The sequence below is a fragment of the Undibacterium hunanense genome, assembly GCF_014284335.1.
Taxonomy (GTDB): domain Bacteria; phylum Pseudomonadota; class Gammaproteobacteria; order Burkholderiales; family Burkholderiaceae_D; genus Undibacterium; species Undibacterium hunanense.
This window is the reverse complement of the sequence record NZ_JACOGF010000004.1, coordinates 496,951-516,065: the sequence shown is the minus strand read 5'-3', so window position 1 is coordinate 516,065 and position 19,115 is coordinate 496,951. Positions and strand designations below refer to the sequence as shown.

Genomic DNA, 19,115 nt, shown 5'->3' with positions numbered 1-19,115 from the left:
AATTTTATGGTACGTAATTTTAATTATTGCGACACTTCGACTCGCAATAACAGTGTGAAGTTCAACCCGTTGTGAAACTGCTTAGGGATTTTCAAAAAGATCCTGCCTGTCACATCACTGTCGCGTAAATAGGGTGTTGTCGTGTATTTGCGCAGTCCAGTCCGATAGTGCCGTCCAGTTTTCAGCGCGATGTCAACTCTGATGCAGAGGAGCAAATATGGGCAGGGAAGTGGTAAGTAGAACAAGGCCGACAATCAAGGCCATCAATATGGAAACAGCCAGCAGATACCTCATCAGCATCTGCCTGACAATCACAATATTCGGGCTGGGCTATTTTTGCGGCACACAGGCAGAAAAAGAAACCCGCTTTAACAGGCATTTACATATCGGCACCCCTGCCACCAGTGCGACGGCAGATACCAGCCCCGCCAGCGTGCCTGCAGAAACACTGCGTCAGCAACCCATGCCGCGCAAGGCGGGATTGCTGGTGTAATAAAACAGTTCAGCTTGCCTGAAAAGACGGCAAAAACTGTCCGACAGGTGTGCCGTTAAAACCGTTTGTTTGTCACCGGATCAAACCAGTGCATTACATCGGCCGCAAAACCAACCGAAGTATGCTCACCGGCTTCCACTGCCGTACCGGTAGGCGTTCTTATCACCACAGGCTGTTCACCACAGAGTCCATGTACCAACAAATCCGCTCCCAGCGATTCCACCAGTTGTACTTCCAGTGGCAACCCAGGCATGCCTATGAACAAATGTTCTGGTCGCACGCCCAGTATCAGGTCACGGTGTGCGACGCGCTCTGCTTCGCTTTGCACCAGCGGCAATGACACCAGCGACTGCCCTATCTTCATCTGGCGGCCAGTTTCACTGAGCTTGCCGCGCAACAGATTCATCGGTGGCGAGCCAATAAAGCTGGCGACAAAGGTAGTGGCTGGTGCGCCATACACTTCTGCCGGGGTACCGATCTGCTCTGCCATGCCGGCATTCATGACGATCATGCGCTGCCCCAGCGTCATGGCTTCCACCTGGTCATGGGTGACATACAGGCTGGTCGTGCCCAGGGTTTTGTGCAGGCGTTGAATTTCCAAACGCATCTGCACCCGCAGTTTGGCATCCAGATTCGACAGGGGTTCATCGAACAGAAACACTGCCGGTTCCCGGACAATGGCACGGCCCATCGCCACCCTTTGCCGCTGCCCACCTGATAACTGGCGCGGCGTTCTTTGCAACAGCTCGCCGAGTTCCAGTATCTGCGCTGCCTTCTGCACCCGGATTTCGATATCGGCTTTGGAAAAGCCGCGTATCTTCAACCCATAAGCCATATTCTGGTAAACGCTCATATGCGGGTATAGCGCATAGTTCTGGAAAACCATGGCAATGTCGCGGTCCTTGGGTTCAAGTTCATTGACGATGCGTTCACCAATGATGATATCGCCGGACGTGATTTCTTCTAGCCCGGCCACCATGCGCAACAAAGTGGATTTACCACAACCTGACGGACCCACCATGACGATGAATTCACCATGCTGTATGTCTATGGAGATACCATGAATGATATCAACGGCCTTGTCCCCTTTGCCGTAGGTTTTTTTGACGTTTTTTAAATGAACCTGTGCCATATGTTTATTATGTAACTCCATACGAATTGAAGCCTGACCGAGCATTTGTCATTTTTTGCTAGGGCTTTTATTTCTCGGCATCGACCAGTCCTTTGATAAACCATCTTTGCATGACGACCACGACCAGAGCTGGCGGCAGCATGGCCAGCAGCAGGCTCGCCATCACCATATTCCATTCAACCGCAGAATCGCCACCGGCAATCATGCGCCGGATGCCGACGCCTATGGGGTACATATCCTGCTCTGTCGATACCAGCAAGGGCCACAGGTACTGGTTCCAGCCATAAATGAACATGATGACAAACAGGGCAATCACATTGGTGCGTGACAAGGGCCACAGAATATCGACAAGAAACCGTACGGGGCCAGCACCATCTATGCGCGCAGCTTCTGCCAGTTCATCCGGCACCGTCAAAAAAAACTGGCGGAACAGGAAAGTCGCCGTCGCTGATGCAATCAGCGGTACGGTCAACCCGGCATAACTATTGAGCATGGACAGATCAGACACAACCTTGTAGGTAGGACTGATACGTACCTCCACCGGCAGCATCAGGGTAATGAAGATCATCCAGAAAAACAGGCTGCGCCCCGGGAAGCGAAAATACACCAGCGCAAATGCAGACAACATGGAAATGGATATCTTGCCCACGGCGATCATCAGCGCCGACACCAGGCTGACCCACAACATGCGCCCTACCGGGCTGCTGGCAACATTGCCGGACGTGCCGCTGCCAAGTACCGCACTCAGGTTATGCCATAGCTGATCGCCAGGAATCAGCGACATCGGCGCCAGTGCCGACTGCTCCGCTGTTTGCGTGCTGGCGACAAAAGCAACATAGACAGGAAACGCCACCAGACTGACGCCCAGTATCAGAATAAGGTGGCTGAACATTCCCAGAAAAGGACGGCGTTCTATCATGTTCAATACTGCACTTTCTTTTCTACATACTTGAACTGCAATACGGTAAGGACAATGACGATGCTCATCAGTATCACCGACTGCGCCGCTGCACTGCCCAGGTCACCGCCCTTGAAGCCATCATTGAACACCTTGAACACCAGGATTTCAGTATCCTTGCCAGGCCCACCCTGCGTGGTTGCTTCCACGATCGCAAAGGTATCAAAAAAAGCATAGACAACATTCACCACCAGCAGAAAAAAGGAGGTGGGCGTCAGTAAAGGAAAAACGATGGTAAAAAAACGGCGCCAAGGCCCGGCACCATCAATCGCAGCCGCTTCTATCAGGGATTTGGGAATCGATTGCAAACCCGCGAGAAAGAACAGGAAGTTGTAACTGATCTGCTTCCACACAGCAGCCAGGACGATCAGTATCATGGCATGCTGGCCATTCAAAAGACTATTCCATTCGACACCCACATGCCGCAAGCCATGGGCCACAATACCCAGCGTGGGATTGAGCAAGAACATCCATAACACACCGACCACCACAGGCGATACGGCATAAGGTAGGATCAGCATGGTCTTGTAAAACGAACTGCCCCTGACCACGCGGTCAGCAAACACGGCCAGCAGCAATGAAATACTCAAGCCCAGCACCGCCACCAAAAACGAGAACAAGGCCGTCGTCTTGAAGGCCGCGAGGTAAGTGGGATCGGCAAACAAGTCCTTGAAATTATCCAGCCAGACAAACTGAGAAGCTATGCCAAATGCATCCTGCAACAGTACCGACTGATACAGGGCCTGGGCCGCAGGCCAGAAAAAAAACAGTATGGTTACCACGATCTGCGGCAGCAGCAACAGATACGGCAACCAGGCAGATCGAAAACGTGCGCGTTTTTCCAAAGAATCCTCGAATGCTTAAATACTAAAACGGTAAAACCAAAAAGCTCACCATAGAGGCACAGAGACACAGAGAAGACAAAAAGGAGAGGCTGTGGATCAAACCACTTACTTAATGAGAAGTTTTCCGCACTTCCTCTGTGCCCCTCTGTGCCTCAGTGCCTCTGTGTTGAGAGGTCTTGATTTTACTTATTCGCTTTTTCGAAACGTTCCAGCAATTCATTGCCACGGGCGACCGCGCTATCCAGTGCTGCCTTGGCCGGTTTTTTACCGCTCCAGACTGCTTCCAGTTCTTCATCCATGATAGTGCGTATCTGTACGAAACTGCCCAGACGTATGCCGCGCGACTTGTCGGTGGTCTTGACAATCATCTGCTGCACGGCGACGCCAGGGCCTGGTGTCTTTTCATAAAAGCCCGAACTTTTGGTCAGTTCGTATGCAGCGTTGGTGGTGGGCAGGTAGCCGGTTTCCTGATGCCATTTGGCCTGTACCTCTGCCTGTGAAAGGAATTTATAGAACTTGGCAACACCTTTGTATTCTTCCGTCTTCTTGCCATTCATGGCCCATAGTGATGCGCCGCCTATGATGGTATTTTGTGGCGCACCTTTGACGTCAGAATAATAGGGCATGGGCGACACGGCAAATTTGAACTTGGCGTTTTTTGCCACATTGCCATAAGCAGAGCTGGATGAGGTCAGCATGCCGCATTCACCGGAGTAAAACTTAGCCTCTGGCTCATTCTTGCGGCCAGCGTAGGTAAAGTAACCTTGTTTGGCCCAATTTTCCAGATTTTCTATGTGTTTGACGTGTAAGGGGCTGTTGAACTTCAGCCGCGCATCCAGACCGCCGAAACCATTGCCTTTGGATGCAAATTCGACGTTATGCCAGGCAGAAAAACTTTCCAAGTGCACCCAGGTTTGCCAGCCGGTGGTATAAGCACATTTTTCGCCATTGGCTTTCAGACGAGCGGCGGCGGCCACCACTTCCTGCCAGGTAGCGGGTGCCTTGTTGGGGTCCATGCCGGCTTTGGCAAACATGTCCTTGTTATAGTAAAACACGGTAGTCGAACTGTTAAAGGGGAAAGACAACATCTCCCCTTTCGGCGAGGTGTAATACCCGGCGACCGCCGCTACATAACCCGAGGTATCAAATTTCTCGCCCGCCACCTTCATGACTTCCGACACCGGCTTGATGGCACCTTTGGAATACATCATGGTAGCCGTACCCACTTCAAATACTTGCAGGATATGCGGGGCATTACCGGCGCGGAATGCAGCGATGCCAGCAGCCAGCGCTTCATCATAGCTACCCTTATAGACAGCCGTCACACGGTATTCTGTCTGGCTTTTATTGAATTGATCTGCCAGGCCGGTAACGCGGTCACCCAGCGCACCGGTCATCGAATGCCACCAACTGATTTCGGTCACGGCATGGGCAGAACCGGCAAGGCCCATGCACACGGCGGCACTTACCAGTTGCAATTTGGTCGTAAATTTCATAGATGTCCCCGAAGATTTTATTAGCGTACTGTTTCTTGCAATAACACTACGATAGCATTGCCAACTGTCCAATGTATAGATAACACTTATAATTCTGCCTATGTGCAACAACAAAGCTGAATCATGAACCGCCTGTATTCTCGTCTGCATCTGTATTTCAAGCTGGTCAGGCTGGACAAGCCCATAGGTATCCTGTTATTGCTGTGGCCAACCCTGGCGGCGCTGTGGCTGTCCTCACAAGGGCAGCCAAGCTGGCAACTGGTGCTGGTTTTCAGTGTGGGTACGGTGTTGATGCGCTCTGCCGGTTGCGCTATCAATGATTATGCAGACCGTGATTTTGACCGGCACGTCAAGCGCACAGCCGAAAGACCGCTGACCAGTGGCAAAATCAGTGGTAAGGAAGCCGTTGGCGTAGCCGTGGTGCTGGCCCTGATCTCTTTTGCCCTGATCCTGCCCTTGAACACGCTGACCAAGCAATTGTCGGTCGCTGCCGTGCTGGTGGCGGGCAGTTACCCTTATTTCAAGCGGTTTTTTGCCATCCCGCAGGCGTATCTGGGCATTGCTTTCGGCTTTGGTATCCCTATGGCTTATGCTGCAGTGCAAGATACAGTGCCCATGAGTGCCTGGATATTATTGCTGGCAAATGTCTTCTGGGCCGTCGCCTATGACACTGAATATGCCATGGTGGACCGTGACGATGACCTCAAAATCGGTATCAAGACCTCAGCCATCACTTTTGGCCGCTATGACGTGCTGGCCATCATGCTGTGTTATGCCATCAGTTTTGTCCTGATACTGGCAGTAGGCTGGCAAGCTGGCCTGCGTACCTGGTTTGTGGCGGGCATGGGTGTGGCCGTATTGTTCGCGATTTACCATTACAGCCTGATACGCGAGCGTGAACGCATGGCCTGTTTTGCCGCCTTTCTGAATAACAATTGGCTGGGTGCAGCAATCTTCGCTGGCATTGCGCTGGACTATGCAGTAAAGTAAAACCATAGATTGCTACTTATTCAATTTTCTTGCGGGTCCTTGCGTTTCGACAAACCAGCCCCCATCTTTTTGCATAGACTGAATTTAATTAACTTATTTAATTCACTTGTTAATTCACTTCCCAACCAGAAAGGAAACATCATGAGTACAGTAGATGAACATAAAGAACAATTGATGAATGACCTGCATCTTGTTATCCGTGATGCAGAAGATTTGCTGAAAAACACCGAGCAACAAAGTGGTGAAGGTTTCAGAGCAGCCAAAGCCAAGTTTGAAAAAACCCTGAAAAATGCCAAGGCAGAAGTCGAACGCATTGAAGACCTGGTCGTCACCCGCACCAAAGAAGCAGCGCGTGCCACCGACGTCTATGTCAAGGAAAACCCATGGCAGTCTGCCGGCATTGCTGCCGGTATCGGCTTGCTGGTAGGTTTGCTCATCGGCCGTAGTAAATAAGTTCATGGCCATTACCGATTCGCTGGCACAACTGGCATCGACACTGATCAACAGTGTCCATACGCGCCTGGAATTAGCCTCGGTAGAGCTGGAAGAAGAGCTGAGTCGCTTTTCTTCCAGCCTGTTATGGTCGCTGGCTGCCATGTTTTTTGCCGGTCTGGCGATACTGGTTGCCATACTGACGCTGATTGTCCTGTTCTGGGATAGCTATCGCTATACCGTCCTGTTATCGCTGCTGGGCCTGTTTTCGCTACTGGCCATCGGTATTTCCCTGCACGTACGCAGTGTCATGCGCAACAAACCGGCATTTCTGTCTTTCACACTGGCTGAACTGAAAAAAGACAGCAGCAGTTTAAGCAATGCTGACCGCACTGTAAGCAAGAAATAGGCATTCAGTCATGGTGAAACGGCAAGAAAAACTCGCACAGAAACGTCAGGCCTTATTGCTGAAAATACAGGCACAACGCAGCCTGATCACTATCTATGGCAAAGAAATCAGACAATCATTAAGCCTGGTGGATATGGCCAGTGAACTGTTCGGCAAGATGGGAAACTCTGCCCGTCGTCGCCCCATCGCCAGTCTGCTCATTACCGCCGTCGTCATGATATTCAAACCCGCACGCGCATTCGCTGTCGCCAGATCCGCCCTGATGGGCTGGCAAATCTGGCAAAGCCTGTCCAGCCTGGTGAAACACCTGCGTCAAAGCAGGGATAAGCCTGCAGGTTAAAGGCAAATAAAAAATATTTATTTAGCAATACCCGCTCCCATTTTACGCAAGTCCAATTTCTGCCGCATCCCTGTCCGCCCCCTCCAATAGCGACACCGGTCAACACAAGCTGTCAGATAGAAGAATGAGCAGGCTGCATAGCCTGTTAAAATGCATTCTTGATAGTAACTAAAACGTTTTTTGCAGCCAGGGAAGCGAAAATAAAATGAAAGCAGTGATCCTTGCTGGCGGACTTGGTACGCGGCTCAGCGAAGAAACCACGGTCAAGCCGAAACCTATGGTCGAAATTGGGGGGAAACCCATACTTTGGCATATCATGAAAACCTATTCCCAGCATGGGATCAATGATTTCGTGATTTGCTGTGGCTACAAGGGGTACCTGATCAAGGAATATTTTGCCAATTATTTCCTGCATAGCTCGCATGTTACTTTTGACTTGCCACGCAATGACATGCAATTGCATCAGAACAGTTCCGAACCCTGGCGTATCACACTGGTGGATACAGGGGAAAATTCGATGACGGGCGGTCGTTTGAAACGGGTGCAGGAATTTCTGGACGATGAAGATTTTTGCTTTACCTATGGTGATGGCGTCGCAGATGTTGATATCTCTGCCCTGCTTGCGTTTCACCGCCAGGAAGGACGACAGGCAACGGTCACCGCGTCCAAGCCACCGATACGTTTTGGCGTGCTCGATATCGTCGGCAACCAGGTTAGCCAGTTCCGTGAAAAATCAGCCGGTGATGGTGCCTGGATCAACGCCGGGTTTTTTGTGTTGTCGCCCAAGGTCCTGGATTTGATTGATGGCGATGCCACGGTCTGGGAAAGTGAACCCCTGGAAAAACTGGCTGCCAGCGGAGAACTGTCAGCCTATCAGCATCATGGATTCTGGCATCCGATGGACACCTTGAGAGACAAGAATCACCTGGAAAGCCTTTGGGAAGCTGGCAAGGCCCCGTGGAAAACCTGGGCCTGATCCTTGCGAAATGGCCACCATTGCAAGGATGATGCTTTTCAGGCTGATGCTGACTGTGCACCAGTTGGTCCTATCCTATGATTGAGTTATTCCCCAGCAGTCGAAATACCCGGATGTCAACATGACGCAAAGCGATAAAAAACAGATACTGCGAACACAAATTGCTGCATTGGTTGAGCAATATGCCGACCTGGCATTGAAACCGGACGCATTTTTCCCAGGGGCGACGGCGATCCCTCCTTCAGGCAAATTACTGGACGCCGCTGAAATCAAAAACATGGTGGATGCGGCGCTGGATGGCTGGCTGACCACTGGTCGTTTCAATACGCAATTTCAGGAAGAACTGGCTGCCTTCATCGGCGTCAAACACTTAATTACCGTCAACTCGGGCTCATCGGCCAATCTGGTTGCATTCAATACCCTGACTTCGCCCAAACTGGGTGAACGGGCAATCCAGCGCGGTGATGAAGTTATCGCCGTCGCTGCTGGTTTTCCCACCACGGTGAATCCCATTTTGCAGTTTGGCGCCGTGCCGGTCTTTGTCGATGTCGACAAACTTACGCACAATATCGATGCCAGCAAGATAGAAGCAGCGATCACACCAAAAACAAAAGCCATCATGCTGGCGCATTCGCTGGGCAATCCTTTCAATCTGGATGTAGTCACCGCTTTATGCAAAAAATACCAGTTGTGGCTGGTTGAGGATTGCTGTGATGCCCTGGGCAGCACCTATCGCGGCCAGATGGTCGGTACTTTTGGCGACATCGCCACCCTGAGCTTTTATCCTGCCCATCATATTACGATGGGGGAAGGTGGGGCCGTATTTACCAATAATGCTGAATTGATCAGCATTGCAGAAAGTTTTCGCGACTGGGGGCGTGACTGTTATTGTCCACCGGGCAAGGACAATACCTGTGGCCAGCGTTTTTGCTGGAAGCTGGGCGATTTGCCCGAAGGCTATGATCACAAATATACCTATAGTCATCTGGGCTATAACCTGAAAATCACTGACATGCAGGCTGCCTGCGGGCTGGCCCAGGTAGGTAAGGCGACGCAATTCATCGAAACCCGCAAAGCGCATTACCAGTTTCTCAGGCAGCGCCTGCAGGCCTGCGAAGAATTCCTCAACCTGCCTGTGCCCACCGAGCACGCTGATCCATCCTGGTTTGGTTTTCCGATTACGCTGAAAGAAAACTGTCCGGTCACCCGCCTCGATTTGCTGACGTATCTCGAGCAAAACAAAGTTGGTACACGTCTGCTATTTGCCGGCAACCTGACGCGCCAGCCGTATATGCGCGATGCCGTTTATCGCATCAGTGGCGATCTCAGCAACACCGACTATCTGATGAACAATACTTTCTGGATAGGCGTGCAACCATCGTTAAGCTATGAGATGCTGGAATTTGCAGCAAAAAAAATAGAAACCTATTTAGGTCTGAACTTCTGACACCAAAGCCTGCCCATGCGCACCGCGATATCACAACAAGGCCTGATCCTGCTGCATCCTGAAGACGATGTGGCCATCTGTCGCACACAGATGATGAGTGGCAGCACCGCAGACGGACTGAACATCAAAGGACTGATCCCCGCTGGACACAAGGTCGCCCGTCATGCCATAGCAGTTGGACAAGCTGTGCGACGCTATAACCAGATTATCGGTTTTGCTTCCAAAGCCATCCTGCCCGGCGAGCACGTCCATACTCACAATCTGGTCATGGGCGATTTCGACAAGGATTATGCCGTCGGTGCCGATATCAAACCGCAATCCTTCAAACAACATGCCGGTTTCATGGGCATCAAACGTCGCAACGGCCAGGTCGCTACCCGCAATTACATAGGTATCCTGTCCAGCGTCAATTGCTCTGCCACTGTCGCACGTGCGATTGCCGATCACTTCAGGTCATCCCAGGTACTGGCCGATTTCCCGAACGTTGATGGTGTGGTGGCGCTGACGCATGGTGCCGGCTGTGGCATGGATGATCATGGTGCCGGCATGCAGGTTTTGCAGCGCACGCTGGCAGGTTATGCATTACATCCTAATTTCTCTGCCATTTTACTGATAGGCCTGGGTTGTGAAGCCAATCAGATATCGTCACTGCTACTGAATGGCGGCCTGCAGGAAGGTGAACAGTTCAAGACCTTCAACATCCAGGATGTTGGTGGTACCGGCAAGGCGGTCGAACGCGGCATAGAGCTGATCAAGACTTTTCTGCCCACTGCCAATGCGGTACAGCGTGAACTGTGCGATGTCAGTCATATCGTGGTTGGTCTTCAATGCGGTGGCTCTGACGGATATTCCGGCATCAGTGCCAACCCGGCGCTGGGCCATGCAGTGGATTTGCTGGTCGTCCATGGTGGCACAGCCATACTCAGTGAAACACCGGAAATTTACGGCGCCGAGCATTTGCTGACACGTCGCGCCAGCGCGCCAGCCGTGGCAGACAAACTGTTGCAACGCATACGCTGGTGGGAACAGTATGTGCAGATCAACCAGGGCGAGATGAACAATAACCCGGCACCTGGCAACAAGGCAGGCGGCTTGACGACCATACTGGAAAAATCCCTGGGGGCGGTCGCCAAAGGCGGCACCGGCAATCTGAATGCTGTCTACGAATATGCCGAAGCAGTAACAGAACGCGGCCTGGTCTTCATGGATACACCAGGTTACGACCCGGTCAGCGCCACCGGTCAGGTGGCCGGCGGTGCCAATCTCATCTGTTTCACCACAGGCCGCGGTTCAGCTTATGGCTGCGCCCCCAGCCCATCCCTGAAACTGGCCACCAACAGTGATTTATGGCGCCGGCAGGAAGCTGACATCGACATTAATTGCGGTGAGATCATAGACGGTGTGGCAAGTATAGAAGAAATGGGAGAACGCATCTTCCATGCCATCCTGGCGACGGCTTCAGGCAGCAAGTCAAAAAGTGAATTGCATGGTTACGGGCAAAATGAATTCGTACCATGGCAATTGGGCGCAGTCATGTAATCATTTGCGGATATCCATGTACGCTTGCCTGAATGCAGTAACAACAGGGACAGACAGCCAACGTCAATCCAATATCAACCCAGTGTCAAAACCTGCTGCAACCAATGAACACAGATAAATCAAAACTCGTCAAAGTCTCAGACTATATCTGCTCCCGCATCAGGGAACTGACCGGGTCCAGCCATGTATTTTTGTTGTCTGGTGGTGGCATGATGCATTTGCTCGATAGTGTGGGTAGCAGTGAGCTGGCTTCCTTTCCCATGCATCATGAACAGGCAGCGGCTATCGCTGCCTATGCTTATGGCCGCACCATCAACAGCACCGGCGTCTGCTTTGCGACATCCGGCCCAGGGGCGACGAATACCCTGACTGGCGTGGCGGGTGCATTCACCGACAGCGTGCCCATGCTGTTTATTTCAGGCCAGGTTTCCACGCTGTTTTCGCAAAGACAACATGGCCTGCGCCAGCGCGGCTTCCAGGAATTCAATATCATCGACGTGGTCACGCCGACGACGAAATATGCGCGGTTTGTCGACAATGCCCAGGATATCCGATATGAACTGGAAAAAGCCTGTTTCCTGGCACGTGCCGGACGCCCGGGCCCGGTGTGGCTGGATCTGCCGCTGGATGTACAGGCAGCCAGCATAGACCCGGACAGCTTGCGTGGCTTCGACCCTGCTGCTGAAGGGCTGGACGACCTGAACCCTGCACCTGATCAGCAACTGGTGCAATCGATATTGACGCATCTGCGCAATGCCAAGCGGCCCCTGATCGTACTCGGTCACGGTGTCTGGCTGGCAGGTGCGAAAGACGAAGCCAGGCAATTGCTGGAACTGTTGAACATCCCCGTGCAGACCACCTGGAATGCGATAGACCTGGTACCGGAAGCCAATCCAAATTACTTTGGCCGCGCCAATGCCTATGGTCCCCGATACGCGAATTTCATTATCCAGAATGCGGACTATCTGCTCAGCATTGGTGCCCGTCTGGGTGTCCAGCATACTGGCTACAATGTCGAAGCTTTTGCACGTGAAGCCTTTGTCGACATGGTTGATCTTGATCCGGCTGAAGCCAGCAAACCATTCCTGAAAGTGGACCGCTTTTCTCGTTGCGACGCCAAAGCACTGATCACGGCTCTGATCAGCGAGTTACAAAAACAGCCGCGGGACATGACGCCTTCCACCGAATGGCATGCGTATTGTAATCGCATGAAAACCAGTTACCCGATGGCCCCCAGCCTGCAAGAAGCGGGACCGGAACAACCGGTCGATCCGTATTACTTCGTCGAAGCATTGTCCGACTTATTGCCGGATGACGCCCTGGTACCACTGGGATCGTCCGGAACTTCATTTACGGTTTCCGGGCAGGCTTTCCTGCCGAAAGCCAATCAGCGGGTATTCCATGCCAAGGGTATGGCAGCCATGGGTTTTGGCATGCCATCAGCCATTGGTGCCAGCGTGGCACTGAATCACAAAATGGCAGTTACCCTGGTGGGTGACGGCGGTTTTCAATTGAATGTGCAAGAACTGCAAACCATGGTGCACCATGCCTTGCCGGTCAAGATATTCGTGGTGAATAACGGCGGTTATCATGCCATACGCGTGACCCAGGAAAATTATTTCAATCAGCGTTATGTCGGTTCAACTACCGAAAGTGGTGTCTCTCTGCCTTCCCTGCAGAAGATAGCCGATGCCTATGGCCTGCACTACCGCGTCATTCAAAACAATGCAGCCGTCAGAGATGAAATTCATGCCACGCTGTCTAACCAGCTACCTGAAATCATCGAGATCATGGTTGATCCGCACAGACATCTGATGCCCAAACTGGGGTCGTATATCAAACCGGATGGCACCATGGCTTCACGTCCGCTGGAAGACTTGCTGCCGTTGCTGGACAGAGATGAATTTCGCGCCAATATGTACACCAAGCCTCTGGAATAAACACCGCTATGAAAACCAAAATCTTGTTCATGGGAGCAGGTGCAATAGGCCGGGGTTACCTGCCCTGGACACTGGACGCCAGCAAGCATGAATTTGTATTCATCGACAGCAATCCCGGCATAGTTGAACATCTCAATACCCACGGCGGCTATACCACTTACCGTGTGAATGCTGACGAGTATCAGCAGATGCGGGTAGAGGTCAGTGCAGCCTTTACACCAGCCGACTTCAAGCTGGAAGATCACCTGGATGCGGTAGCCTGCTTTTTTTCTGTAGGACCACGCAATGTCAGCAAGGCAGCGCAGATACTGGCAGGTTCTGCCATCCCGCTGATCATGTGCGAGAATGAACCGGAAACTGTCGCTGTCGCCAAACGTGTAGTCGGCCACGATGCTGTCTATTTTGCCGTCCCTGACGTGATTACGTCCAATACGGCACCGGCACATTTGCTGGCGCAGGATCCGCTTGCCATTACCACCGAGAATGGTGTGCTGTATGTCGAAGCCTGCCCGGCAGTCATACATGGTGACATGGCTCTGCTGTCACGCGAAGAACTGCTGCGCATACAGTGGACCCCCAAGCTATACCTGCACAATACACCGCATTGCATCGCCGCCTATCTGGGTGCGCTGATGGGTGCAACCTATGTGCATGAAGCCATGATGCACCCGCGTGCGGCGCAACTGGTAGAAGGGGCCATGACAGAGATGCTGCAGGCACTAAAACTGCTGTGGGATATTCCGCACGATTTCCTGGAATGGTATGCAGAAAAAGAACTGGCACGTTTCCGTTGCCAGCTCTTGTTTGATCCGGTGGCCAGGGTGGCCCGTGAACCACTGAGAAAACTTGAGCTGCACGGCCGCCTGATCGGCGCAGCCCAGATGTGCCTGACGCTGGGGGTACTGCCGCAATATCTGCTGAAAGGCATAGTCGGTGCGGTCCTGTTTGAAGATGTCAACGATCCGGATCATCATATAGGTCTGATGCATGAAGCCATGGATACCGCCAGCTTCAACCGCTATGTACTGGGTCTGCGTCCGGGGGAACCGCTGGATTTGATGTTGCGTGAAAAAATCGCCGCGATTACCACCGAACTACGTGAAATCGCAAAGGATTAAATGTGGCTATCCAAAATGACAACAATGTGAATGACAACGAACTCATCAGGATCGCGCTGGATGCCGTACTGGCCGCCACAAAGATTGCTGATGGCTTCAATGGTGCTGCAGCAGTCGGCCACAAAGGCAGCCTGCGCGATATCGTCACCCAGGCTGATATCGATATCAGCGAACTGCTGATCAAGCGCCTGAGCCTGAGCGGCCTGCCGGTCATTTCAGAGGAAAATTCAAATCAGAAAATACCTGTCGACACAAGTTGCTGGGTGGTTGACCCTATAGACGGGACCGTTAATTTTTCGCATGGCCTGCCACAATATGCCGTGTCAGCCGGTCTGCTGGACAATGGTTCTTTCAAGCTTGGGGTTGTCTGCGCACCAGCCCTGAATGAATTGTACTTCACGCTGAATACAGAGCGCGCTTTGATGAATGGCCGACCTTTCAGACATGAACATCTGGGCATACAGGATGCATTGACGGCAGCCAGTTTCAGCGCCAGGGTTCCCGAATCGCAATATACTCTTTTCAGGCAAGTAAACGAAAGTACACGCGGCTGTCTGCGTACTGGCAGCGCTGCCCTCAATATCTGCTGGGCCGCCACCGGCAAGCTGCAGGCGGCTTACGGCTTTGCAGCAAAAATCTGGGATGTGGCAGGTGCACTGGCAATTGCCCGTGCAGCGGGGTGTGAAATCCAGCTGCAGTATGCAGATGATCATCTGACTCTGGATTACTGTGTAGGATCGCGTGATGTCGTACAGCATATCAGCAAGCTTGCACAGCAGAATGGGCTGGCGAATTTTGGAACTGACGATGAATAAATCTATCAATGAATTTGCAGGCATTCCCGTTGTTATTCTTTGTGGCGGCAAAGGCGTACTTCTGGATGATCAGCAAACAGTCCGCCTTAATAAGGGGCTGGTCAACATTAAGGGCAAGCCTCTGTTCTGGTGGGTGATGTTGCACTATGCACTGCATGGTGCAAGCGATTTCATTCTGGCAGCCGGTGTGCAGTATGAGCAATTTAGCCAGTTCCTCAAAAATTCCGAAGCAACTCAAGAGATTGAGGACAGGTTCTGTTATGAGTTAAAGATTGGAAAGAACATCTGTCGCGTTCGTATCGTTGTTACCGCGCCAGATGACACGACCGCTGCACGCCTGCTGGCATGTCAATCTTTCCTAAAGCAAAAACAACAATTTGCCCTTACCTATTCGGATACATTGAGCGATGTTGATCTGACAGAAGAAATTCGCCTGCACAAGCGACAAAACCTGGTTGCCACCATGGTGGCAACCAAACTGCCGGTGCGCTTCCGTATACTCGGAATACGCACCGGGGAAACTCTGGTGCGCGCTTTTGCATCACGCCCAGTGATAGAAGCTGCGAATATCAACGGCGGTTATTACATCTTTTCGCATCGAATTTGGGAAGCAGGCTTCGGTCTGAGCGATCAGCTTGCACTGGAAAACCAGCCACTGGATTTGCTGGCTGCTGCTGGCCAGTTAAATTCATTTGCGCACAATGGTGGCTGGCAAACTTGTGATGCAGAGCGCGACATTACAGAGCTGTCGAGATTAGCCAGCTATCTGGAGACTGCCGCCCAGGCAAGCGACTGAACTTTATCAACAAAGGAAAAGCCGTGCGAATAGCCCTACTAGGTGCGACCAGTCAGATCGCCAGAGACTTGTTGCTGTCGCTCAACGCACAAGAAGAACTTGAAATCCTGCTGTATGCCCGCCGGCCTGAATATCTCGCATCGTGGCTGAACGACCATGACATGCAAGGCCGATATCAGATTGCCGGTTTTTCTGCATTCTCGATTGAAGAAGAATTTGATGCGATCATCAATTTTGTCGGTGTCGGCAATCCGGTACAAACGACAGCATTGGGTATAGCGATTATTGAGTTGACAAGAGCGTTCGATGAACTTGTCCTGGATTATTTGTCTCATTATCCTCGCTGTCGCTACCTATTCCTGAGCAGCGGTGCTGTATACGGTACAGGTTTTGACAAACCCGTCGACGAACAAACACGTGCCGAAGTTCCCCTCAACCAGATACAACCACAAGACTGGTATGCGCTAGCAAAGCTACAGGCCGAATGCAGGCATCGCAGCCTGTCGACAATGGCTATAGTAGATATCCGGGTTTTCAATTATTTCAGCAACAGGCAAGATATGACCACAGGTTTTCTGATGGGAGATATTGTCCGTGCCATCCAGAACAATACTGTCTTACATACTTCATCAGACTATATAGTGCGAGATTATCTGCATCCCAGTGATTTCTACAGGATGATTACTGCACTTCTACACGCCCCCCCCATCAATACAGCAGTCGATTGCTACAGCAAAGCACACATAGACAAAACCGCACTGCTGGCAGCCATGCAAAAAAAATTCGGCCTTCGCTTTGATGTCACAACGAGAAATACTGGTATCAATGCCACTGGCAACAAACCACATTATTATTCGCTGAACCGACGAGCTGCCACTTTTGGCTACGAACCAGAACTGACGTCTCTGGAAGGTCTTTACAAAGAAACGAGCATTATTCTAAACAACCCAAAAAGTTAACACTTTCTTAAATAAATATAAAAACACGCACAGAACAAGCGCTAGCAAATAACAAATGCAATGAAAAAAATACTTGGCCATATCGGCATGGACAACGCTGTCATTTATACCCTGCTTGGCAGGGGGTGGAGCATGCTGGCAGCATTGATTACGCTATGGTTTATTACACGTCATCTGTCGGCCAGCGAACAAGGGTTTTACTATACCTTTGTCAGTGTCATTGGCCTGCAGATTGTGTTCGAATTAGGCATGAGCAATGTCGTCATGCAGTTTGCCAGCCATGAGATGGCACGGCTCTCCTGGCTGCCTGAACGTATACTGCAAGGAGATGAAAAAGCGCTGAGCCGGTTGTACTCACTGCTTAAGCTGATCGCAAGGTGGTATGGGATCATTGCACTACTCATCATTATCTTTATCCTGCCTGCCGGTTATTATTTTTTCAATAGCAATGTAGCCGCCTTAGGTATTTCCTGGCAAATGGCCTGGATATGTTTGATCCTGGCCGCGGCTTTTAATATTTTGCTGACACCAGTGTTTGCTCTATTGGAAGGCTGTGGGCATGTAGCACAGATTGCCCGTTTGCGTATGTTTCAGAATATCGGTGGAAGCCTGGTCTGCTGGGGAATGCTGGCATCGGGTGCTGGATTATTAGCCATGCCTGCGATGAGCACCGTCATAGCTTTGACAGGACTGTGTTGGCTATTTATTGCGTATGGTAGATTTTTCAGGGCGCTGGCGACTACTTATTTAACCACAAGTAAAATTGACTGGAAAACTGAAATCTGGCCTTTGCAGTGGCGTATTGCCATCAGTTGGTTAAGCGGTTATTTCATTTTCCAATTCTTTGTTCCCGTGCTGTTTGCTTATCGTGGTGCAATCGAAGCTGGGCAAATGGGTATGAGTCTGAGCGTAGTCAGCGCTATTTCCACCATAGCCATCGCCTGGGTCAATACCAAGGCACCTCAATTTGGCAGACTGGCCGCATTGCAACATTTTCGCGAACTCGATACCATCTTTTTCCGCATATTGAAACAATCAACGGTGGTCATCATCCTGGGTGCAATCAGTCTGTTATTAATCAAATTATTTCTGATTCACACTGACAGCTCTCTGGATGCAAGGATATTACCACTGGCACCATTTATATTGTTATTACTGACTACTATCGTCAACCATATCGTGTTCGGCCTTGCAATTTACTTGCGCTCACATAAAGAAGAACCGTTTACGTTATTGTCATTCGTCATGGCCATGTTGATCGCAACGGCAAGCTTGCTGTTAACGAAACGTTTTGGTGCAACCGGCATGATGGCAGCTTATTTTGTACTGACATTGAGTATAGGATTTATCTGGGCTTGCTGGCTTTTCAAAACCAAGCGGCAGGAATGGCAGGCAACAAACAAAGGAGAACAGATTGTCTAAACTGGCGCTATCCATTTATATTCCCACGTATAACAGAGCGGGTTTATTGCAGCATTTGCTAAAGTCTATTGTCGCGGGAATGACGGCATGGCCAGATGATCTGGAACTGATTGTTTCAGACAATGCATCAACAGATAACACCCAGGAAGTGGTAGCTAACTTTATCCAGCAAGGCTTTCCTTTCATCAGCCTGCGTAACGCTGAAAATATCGGGGCTGACAGAAATTTTTGCCAGGGCTTTAGCAAGGCAAACGGAAAATATTTCTGGGTAATCGGTGATGATGAAATCCTGTACCAGGGAACGGTTAACTATGTACTGGAGCAATGCCGGTCTTTGGACATTGGCGTTTTATATCTTGCCAATGATGGTTTTGGTCACAATGAGCAAGAGCACATCCTGGAGCGTAAGGCCCCCAAAGAGATCAGCGCAAGATTACTGAACTCAAATGATTTTTTCAAATCAACCAACGTCTTTCTGACATTTATTTCGGCGAACGTCATCAATCGCGAGGCCGTGCTCGCCTACACACCAGACTTTGATCCCAGCACTGAACTCAATACCTATCTGGTCCAGCTTACCTGGACCTTCACGGCAATCAAGGCATGCAGGCAGCATTTGTATGTGAATAGCCGAATCTTTGCAGCACTGAGAGAAAACAGCAGCGGCTATCGCCTGGTCGAAGTGTTTGGTGTCAATCTGGTACAGATGACCAAAAAACATCTGGGCGCCAGCATACCGGACGCAGAACGTATCATGGCCAATGCCGTGATTACCCGTTTTTTCCCACGTCAGTTGATGAGTCAGTTCAGCAATGCTGCCAGTAAAAATAAATTTCTTGATGAAGATATTGTCGATGTCAGCACGAAATGTTTCAGCGCTTATCCACTATTTCATATTTTCCTGAAACCTATCCTGACCGGCTCCTGGCTGACGAGACAGATTGCTTTCTTTTGCGTCAGGGCATTCAACAGTATCAATCGCTGGACAAAATACCGCTTTCTTTAAAC

19 protein-coding genes are annotated in these 19,115 nt (G+C 50.9%); 15 read left to right on the top strand and 4 right to left on the bottom strand.

The genetic code is table 11. The features are described 5' to 3' along the window. Nucleotides 1-268: 268 nt before the first annotated feature. On the top strand, nt 269-493 hold the full coding sequence (locus tag H8L32_RS11015; protein WP_186947229.1) for a hypothetical protein: 225 nt from the start codon (nt 269-271) through the stop codon (nt 491-493). A 55-nt stretch (nt 494-548) separates the two neighbouring features. Here the strand turns inward: H8L32_RS11015 and H8L32_RS11010 are convergent, their stop codons facing one another. The 4 genes from H8L32_RS11010 to ugpB form a co-directional block, all read right to left on the bottom strand. After that, on the bottom strand, nt 549-1,625 hold the full coding sequence (locus H8L32_RS11010) for a sn-glycerol-3-phosphate import ATP-binding protein UgpC (RefSeq protein WP_186947228.1): 1,077 nt from the start codon (nt 1,623-1,625) through the stop codon (nt 549-551). A gap of 67 nt (nt 1,626-1,692) precedes the next feature. Then, entirely contained in the window at nt 1,693-2,544 is an 852-nt protein-coding gene (gene ugpE, locus H8L32_RS11005; protein ID WP_186947227.1) for a sn-glycerol-3-phosphate ABC transporter permease UgpE, read from the bottom strand. Between the two features lie 2 nt (nt 2,545-2,546). Continuing rightward, nucleotides 2,547-3,428, bottom strand: a complete 882-nt coding sequence (gene ugpA / locus H8L32_RS11000; RefSeq protein WP_186947226.1) for a sn-glycerol-3-phosphate ABC transporter permease UgpA — start codon at nt 3,426-3,428, stop codon at nt 2,547-2,549. Nucleotides 3,429-3,610: 182 nt separating this feature from the next. Continuing rightward, nucleotides 3,611-4,924: a sn-glycerol-3-phosphate ABC transporter substrate-binding protein UgpB gene (gene ugpB, locus H8L32_RS10995; protein ID WP_186947225.1), complete on the bottom strand. Its 1,314-nt coding sequence runs from the start codon at nt 4,922-4,924 to the stop codon at nt 3,611-3,613. A gap of 123 nt (nt 4,925-5,047) precedes the next feature. Between ugpB and ubiA the strand changes: the two genes are divergently transcribed. From ubiA to H8L32_RS10925, 14 genes are all read left to right on the top strand, one after another. After that, nucleotides 5,048-5,914 (top strand): 4-hydroxybenzoate octaprenyltransferase, encoded by an 867-nt coding sequence (gene ubiA, locus H8L32_RS10990; RefSeq protein ID WP_186947224.1) that lies wholly within the window; start codon nt 5,048-5,050, stop codon nt 5,912-5,914. Between the two features lie 141 nt (nt 5,915-6,055). Continuing rightward, nucleotides 6,056-6,367 carry a DUF883 family protein gene (locus tag H8L32_RS10985; protein ID WP_186947223.1) on the top strand — a complete coding sequence of 104 codons (312 nt, stop codon included), beginning with the start codon at nt 6,056-6,058 and terminating at the stop codon, nt 6,365-6,367. 4 nt (nt 6,368-6,371) lie between these two features. Further along, nucleotides 6,372-6,755, top strand: coding sequence for a phage holin family protein (locus H8L32_RS10980; protein ID WP_186947222.1), 384 nt, complete (start codon nt 6,372-6,374; stop codon nt 6,753-6,755). Nucleotides 6,756-6,765: 10 nt separating this feature from the next. Next, a complete protein-coding gene (locus H8L32_RS10975; RefSeq protein WP_186947221.1) occupies nt 6,766-7,095 on the top strand; it encodes a YqjK family protein in 330 nt (109 codons plus the stop codon). 205 nt (nt 7,096-7,300) lie between these two features. Continuing rightward, nucleotides 7,301-8,071 (top strand): glucose-1-phosphate cytidylyltransferase, encoded by a 771-nt coding sequence (rfbF, locus tag H8L32_RS10970; protein ID WP_186947220.1) that lies wholly within the window; start codon nt 7,301-7,303, stop codon nt 8,069-8,071. Nucleotides 8,072-8,192: 121 nt separating this feature from the next. Beyond that, entirely contained in the window at nt 8,193-9,518 is a 1,326-nt protein-coding gene (gene rfbH / locus H8L32_RS10965; RefSeq protein ID WP_186947219.1) for a lipopolysaccharide biosynthesis protein RfbH, read from the top strand. Between the two features lie 15 nt (nt 9,519-9,533). Beyond that, nucleotides 9,534-11,057, top strand: a complete 1,524-nt coding sequence (locus tag H8L32_RS10960) for a UxaA family hydrolase (protein WP_186947218.1) — start codon at nt 9,534-9,536, stop codon at nt 11,055-11,057. A 104-nt stretch (nt 11,058-11,161) separates the two neighbouring features. Further along, a complete protein-coding gene (locus H8L32_RS10955) occupies nt 11,162-12,997 on the top strand; it encodes a thiamine pyrophosphate-binding protein (RefSeq protein WP_186947217.1) in 1,836 nt (611 codons plus the stop codon). 8 nt (nt 12,998-13,005) lie between these two features. Next, on the top strand, nt 13,006-14,115 hold the full coding sequence (locus H8L32_RS10950) for a mannitol dehydrogenase family protein (RefSeq protein WP_186947216.1): 1,110 nt from the start codon (nt 13,006-13,008) through the stop codon (nt 14,113-14,115). A gap of 2 nt (nt 14,116-14,117) precedes the next feature. After that, nucleotides 14,118-14,930: an inositol monophosphatase family protein gene (locus tag H8L32_RS10945; protein ID WP_186947215.1), complete on the top strand. Its 813-nt coding sequence runs from the start codon at nt 14,118-14,120 to the stop codon at nt 14,928-14,930. After that, entirely contained in the window at nt 14,923-15,726 is an 804-nt protein-coding gene (locus H8L32_RS10940) for a sugar phosphate nucleotidyltransferase (protein WP_186947214.1), read from the top strand. The genes H8L32_RS10945 and H8L32_RS10940 overlap by 8 nt, the downstream gene beginning before the upstream one ends. A gap of 23 nt (nt 15,727-15,749) precedes the next feature. Next, nucleotides 15,750-16,685, top strand: a complete 936-nt coding sequence (locus H8L32_RS10935; protein ID WP_186947213.1) for an NAD-dependent epimerase/dehydratase family protein — start codon at nt 15,750-15,752, stop codon at nt 16,683-16,685. A 132-nt stretch (nt 16,686-16,817) separates the two neighbouring features. Beyond that, nucleotides 16,818-18,107 (top strand): polysaccharide biosynthesis protein, encoded by a 1,290-nt coding sequence (locus H8L32_RS10930; protein WP_186947212.1) that lies wholly within the window; start codon nt 16,818-16,820, stop codon nt 18,105-18,107. Then, on the top strand, nt 18,100-19,113 hold the full coding sequence (locus H8L32_RS10925) for a glycosyltransferase family 2 protein (protein WP_186947211.1): 1,014 nt from the start codon (nt 18,100-18,102) through the stop codon (nt 19,111-19,113). Before H8L32_RS10930 ends, H8L32_RS10925 begins: the two co-directional genes overlap by 8 nt. Nucleotides 19,114-19,115: the final 2 nt, after the last annotated feature.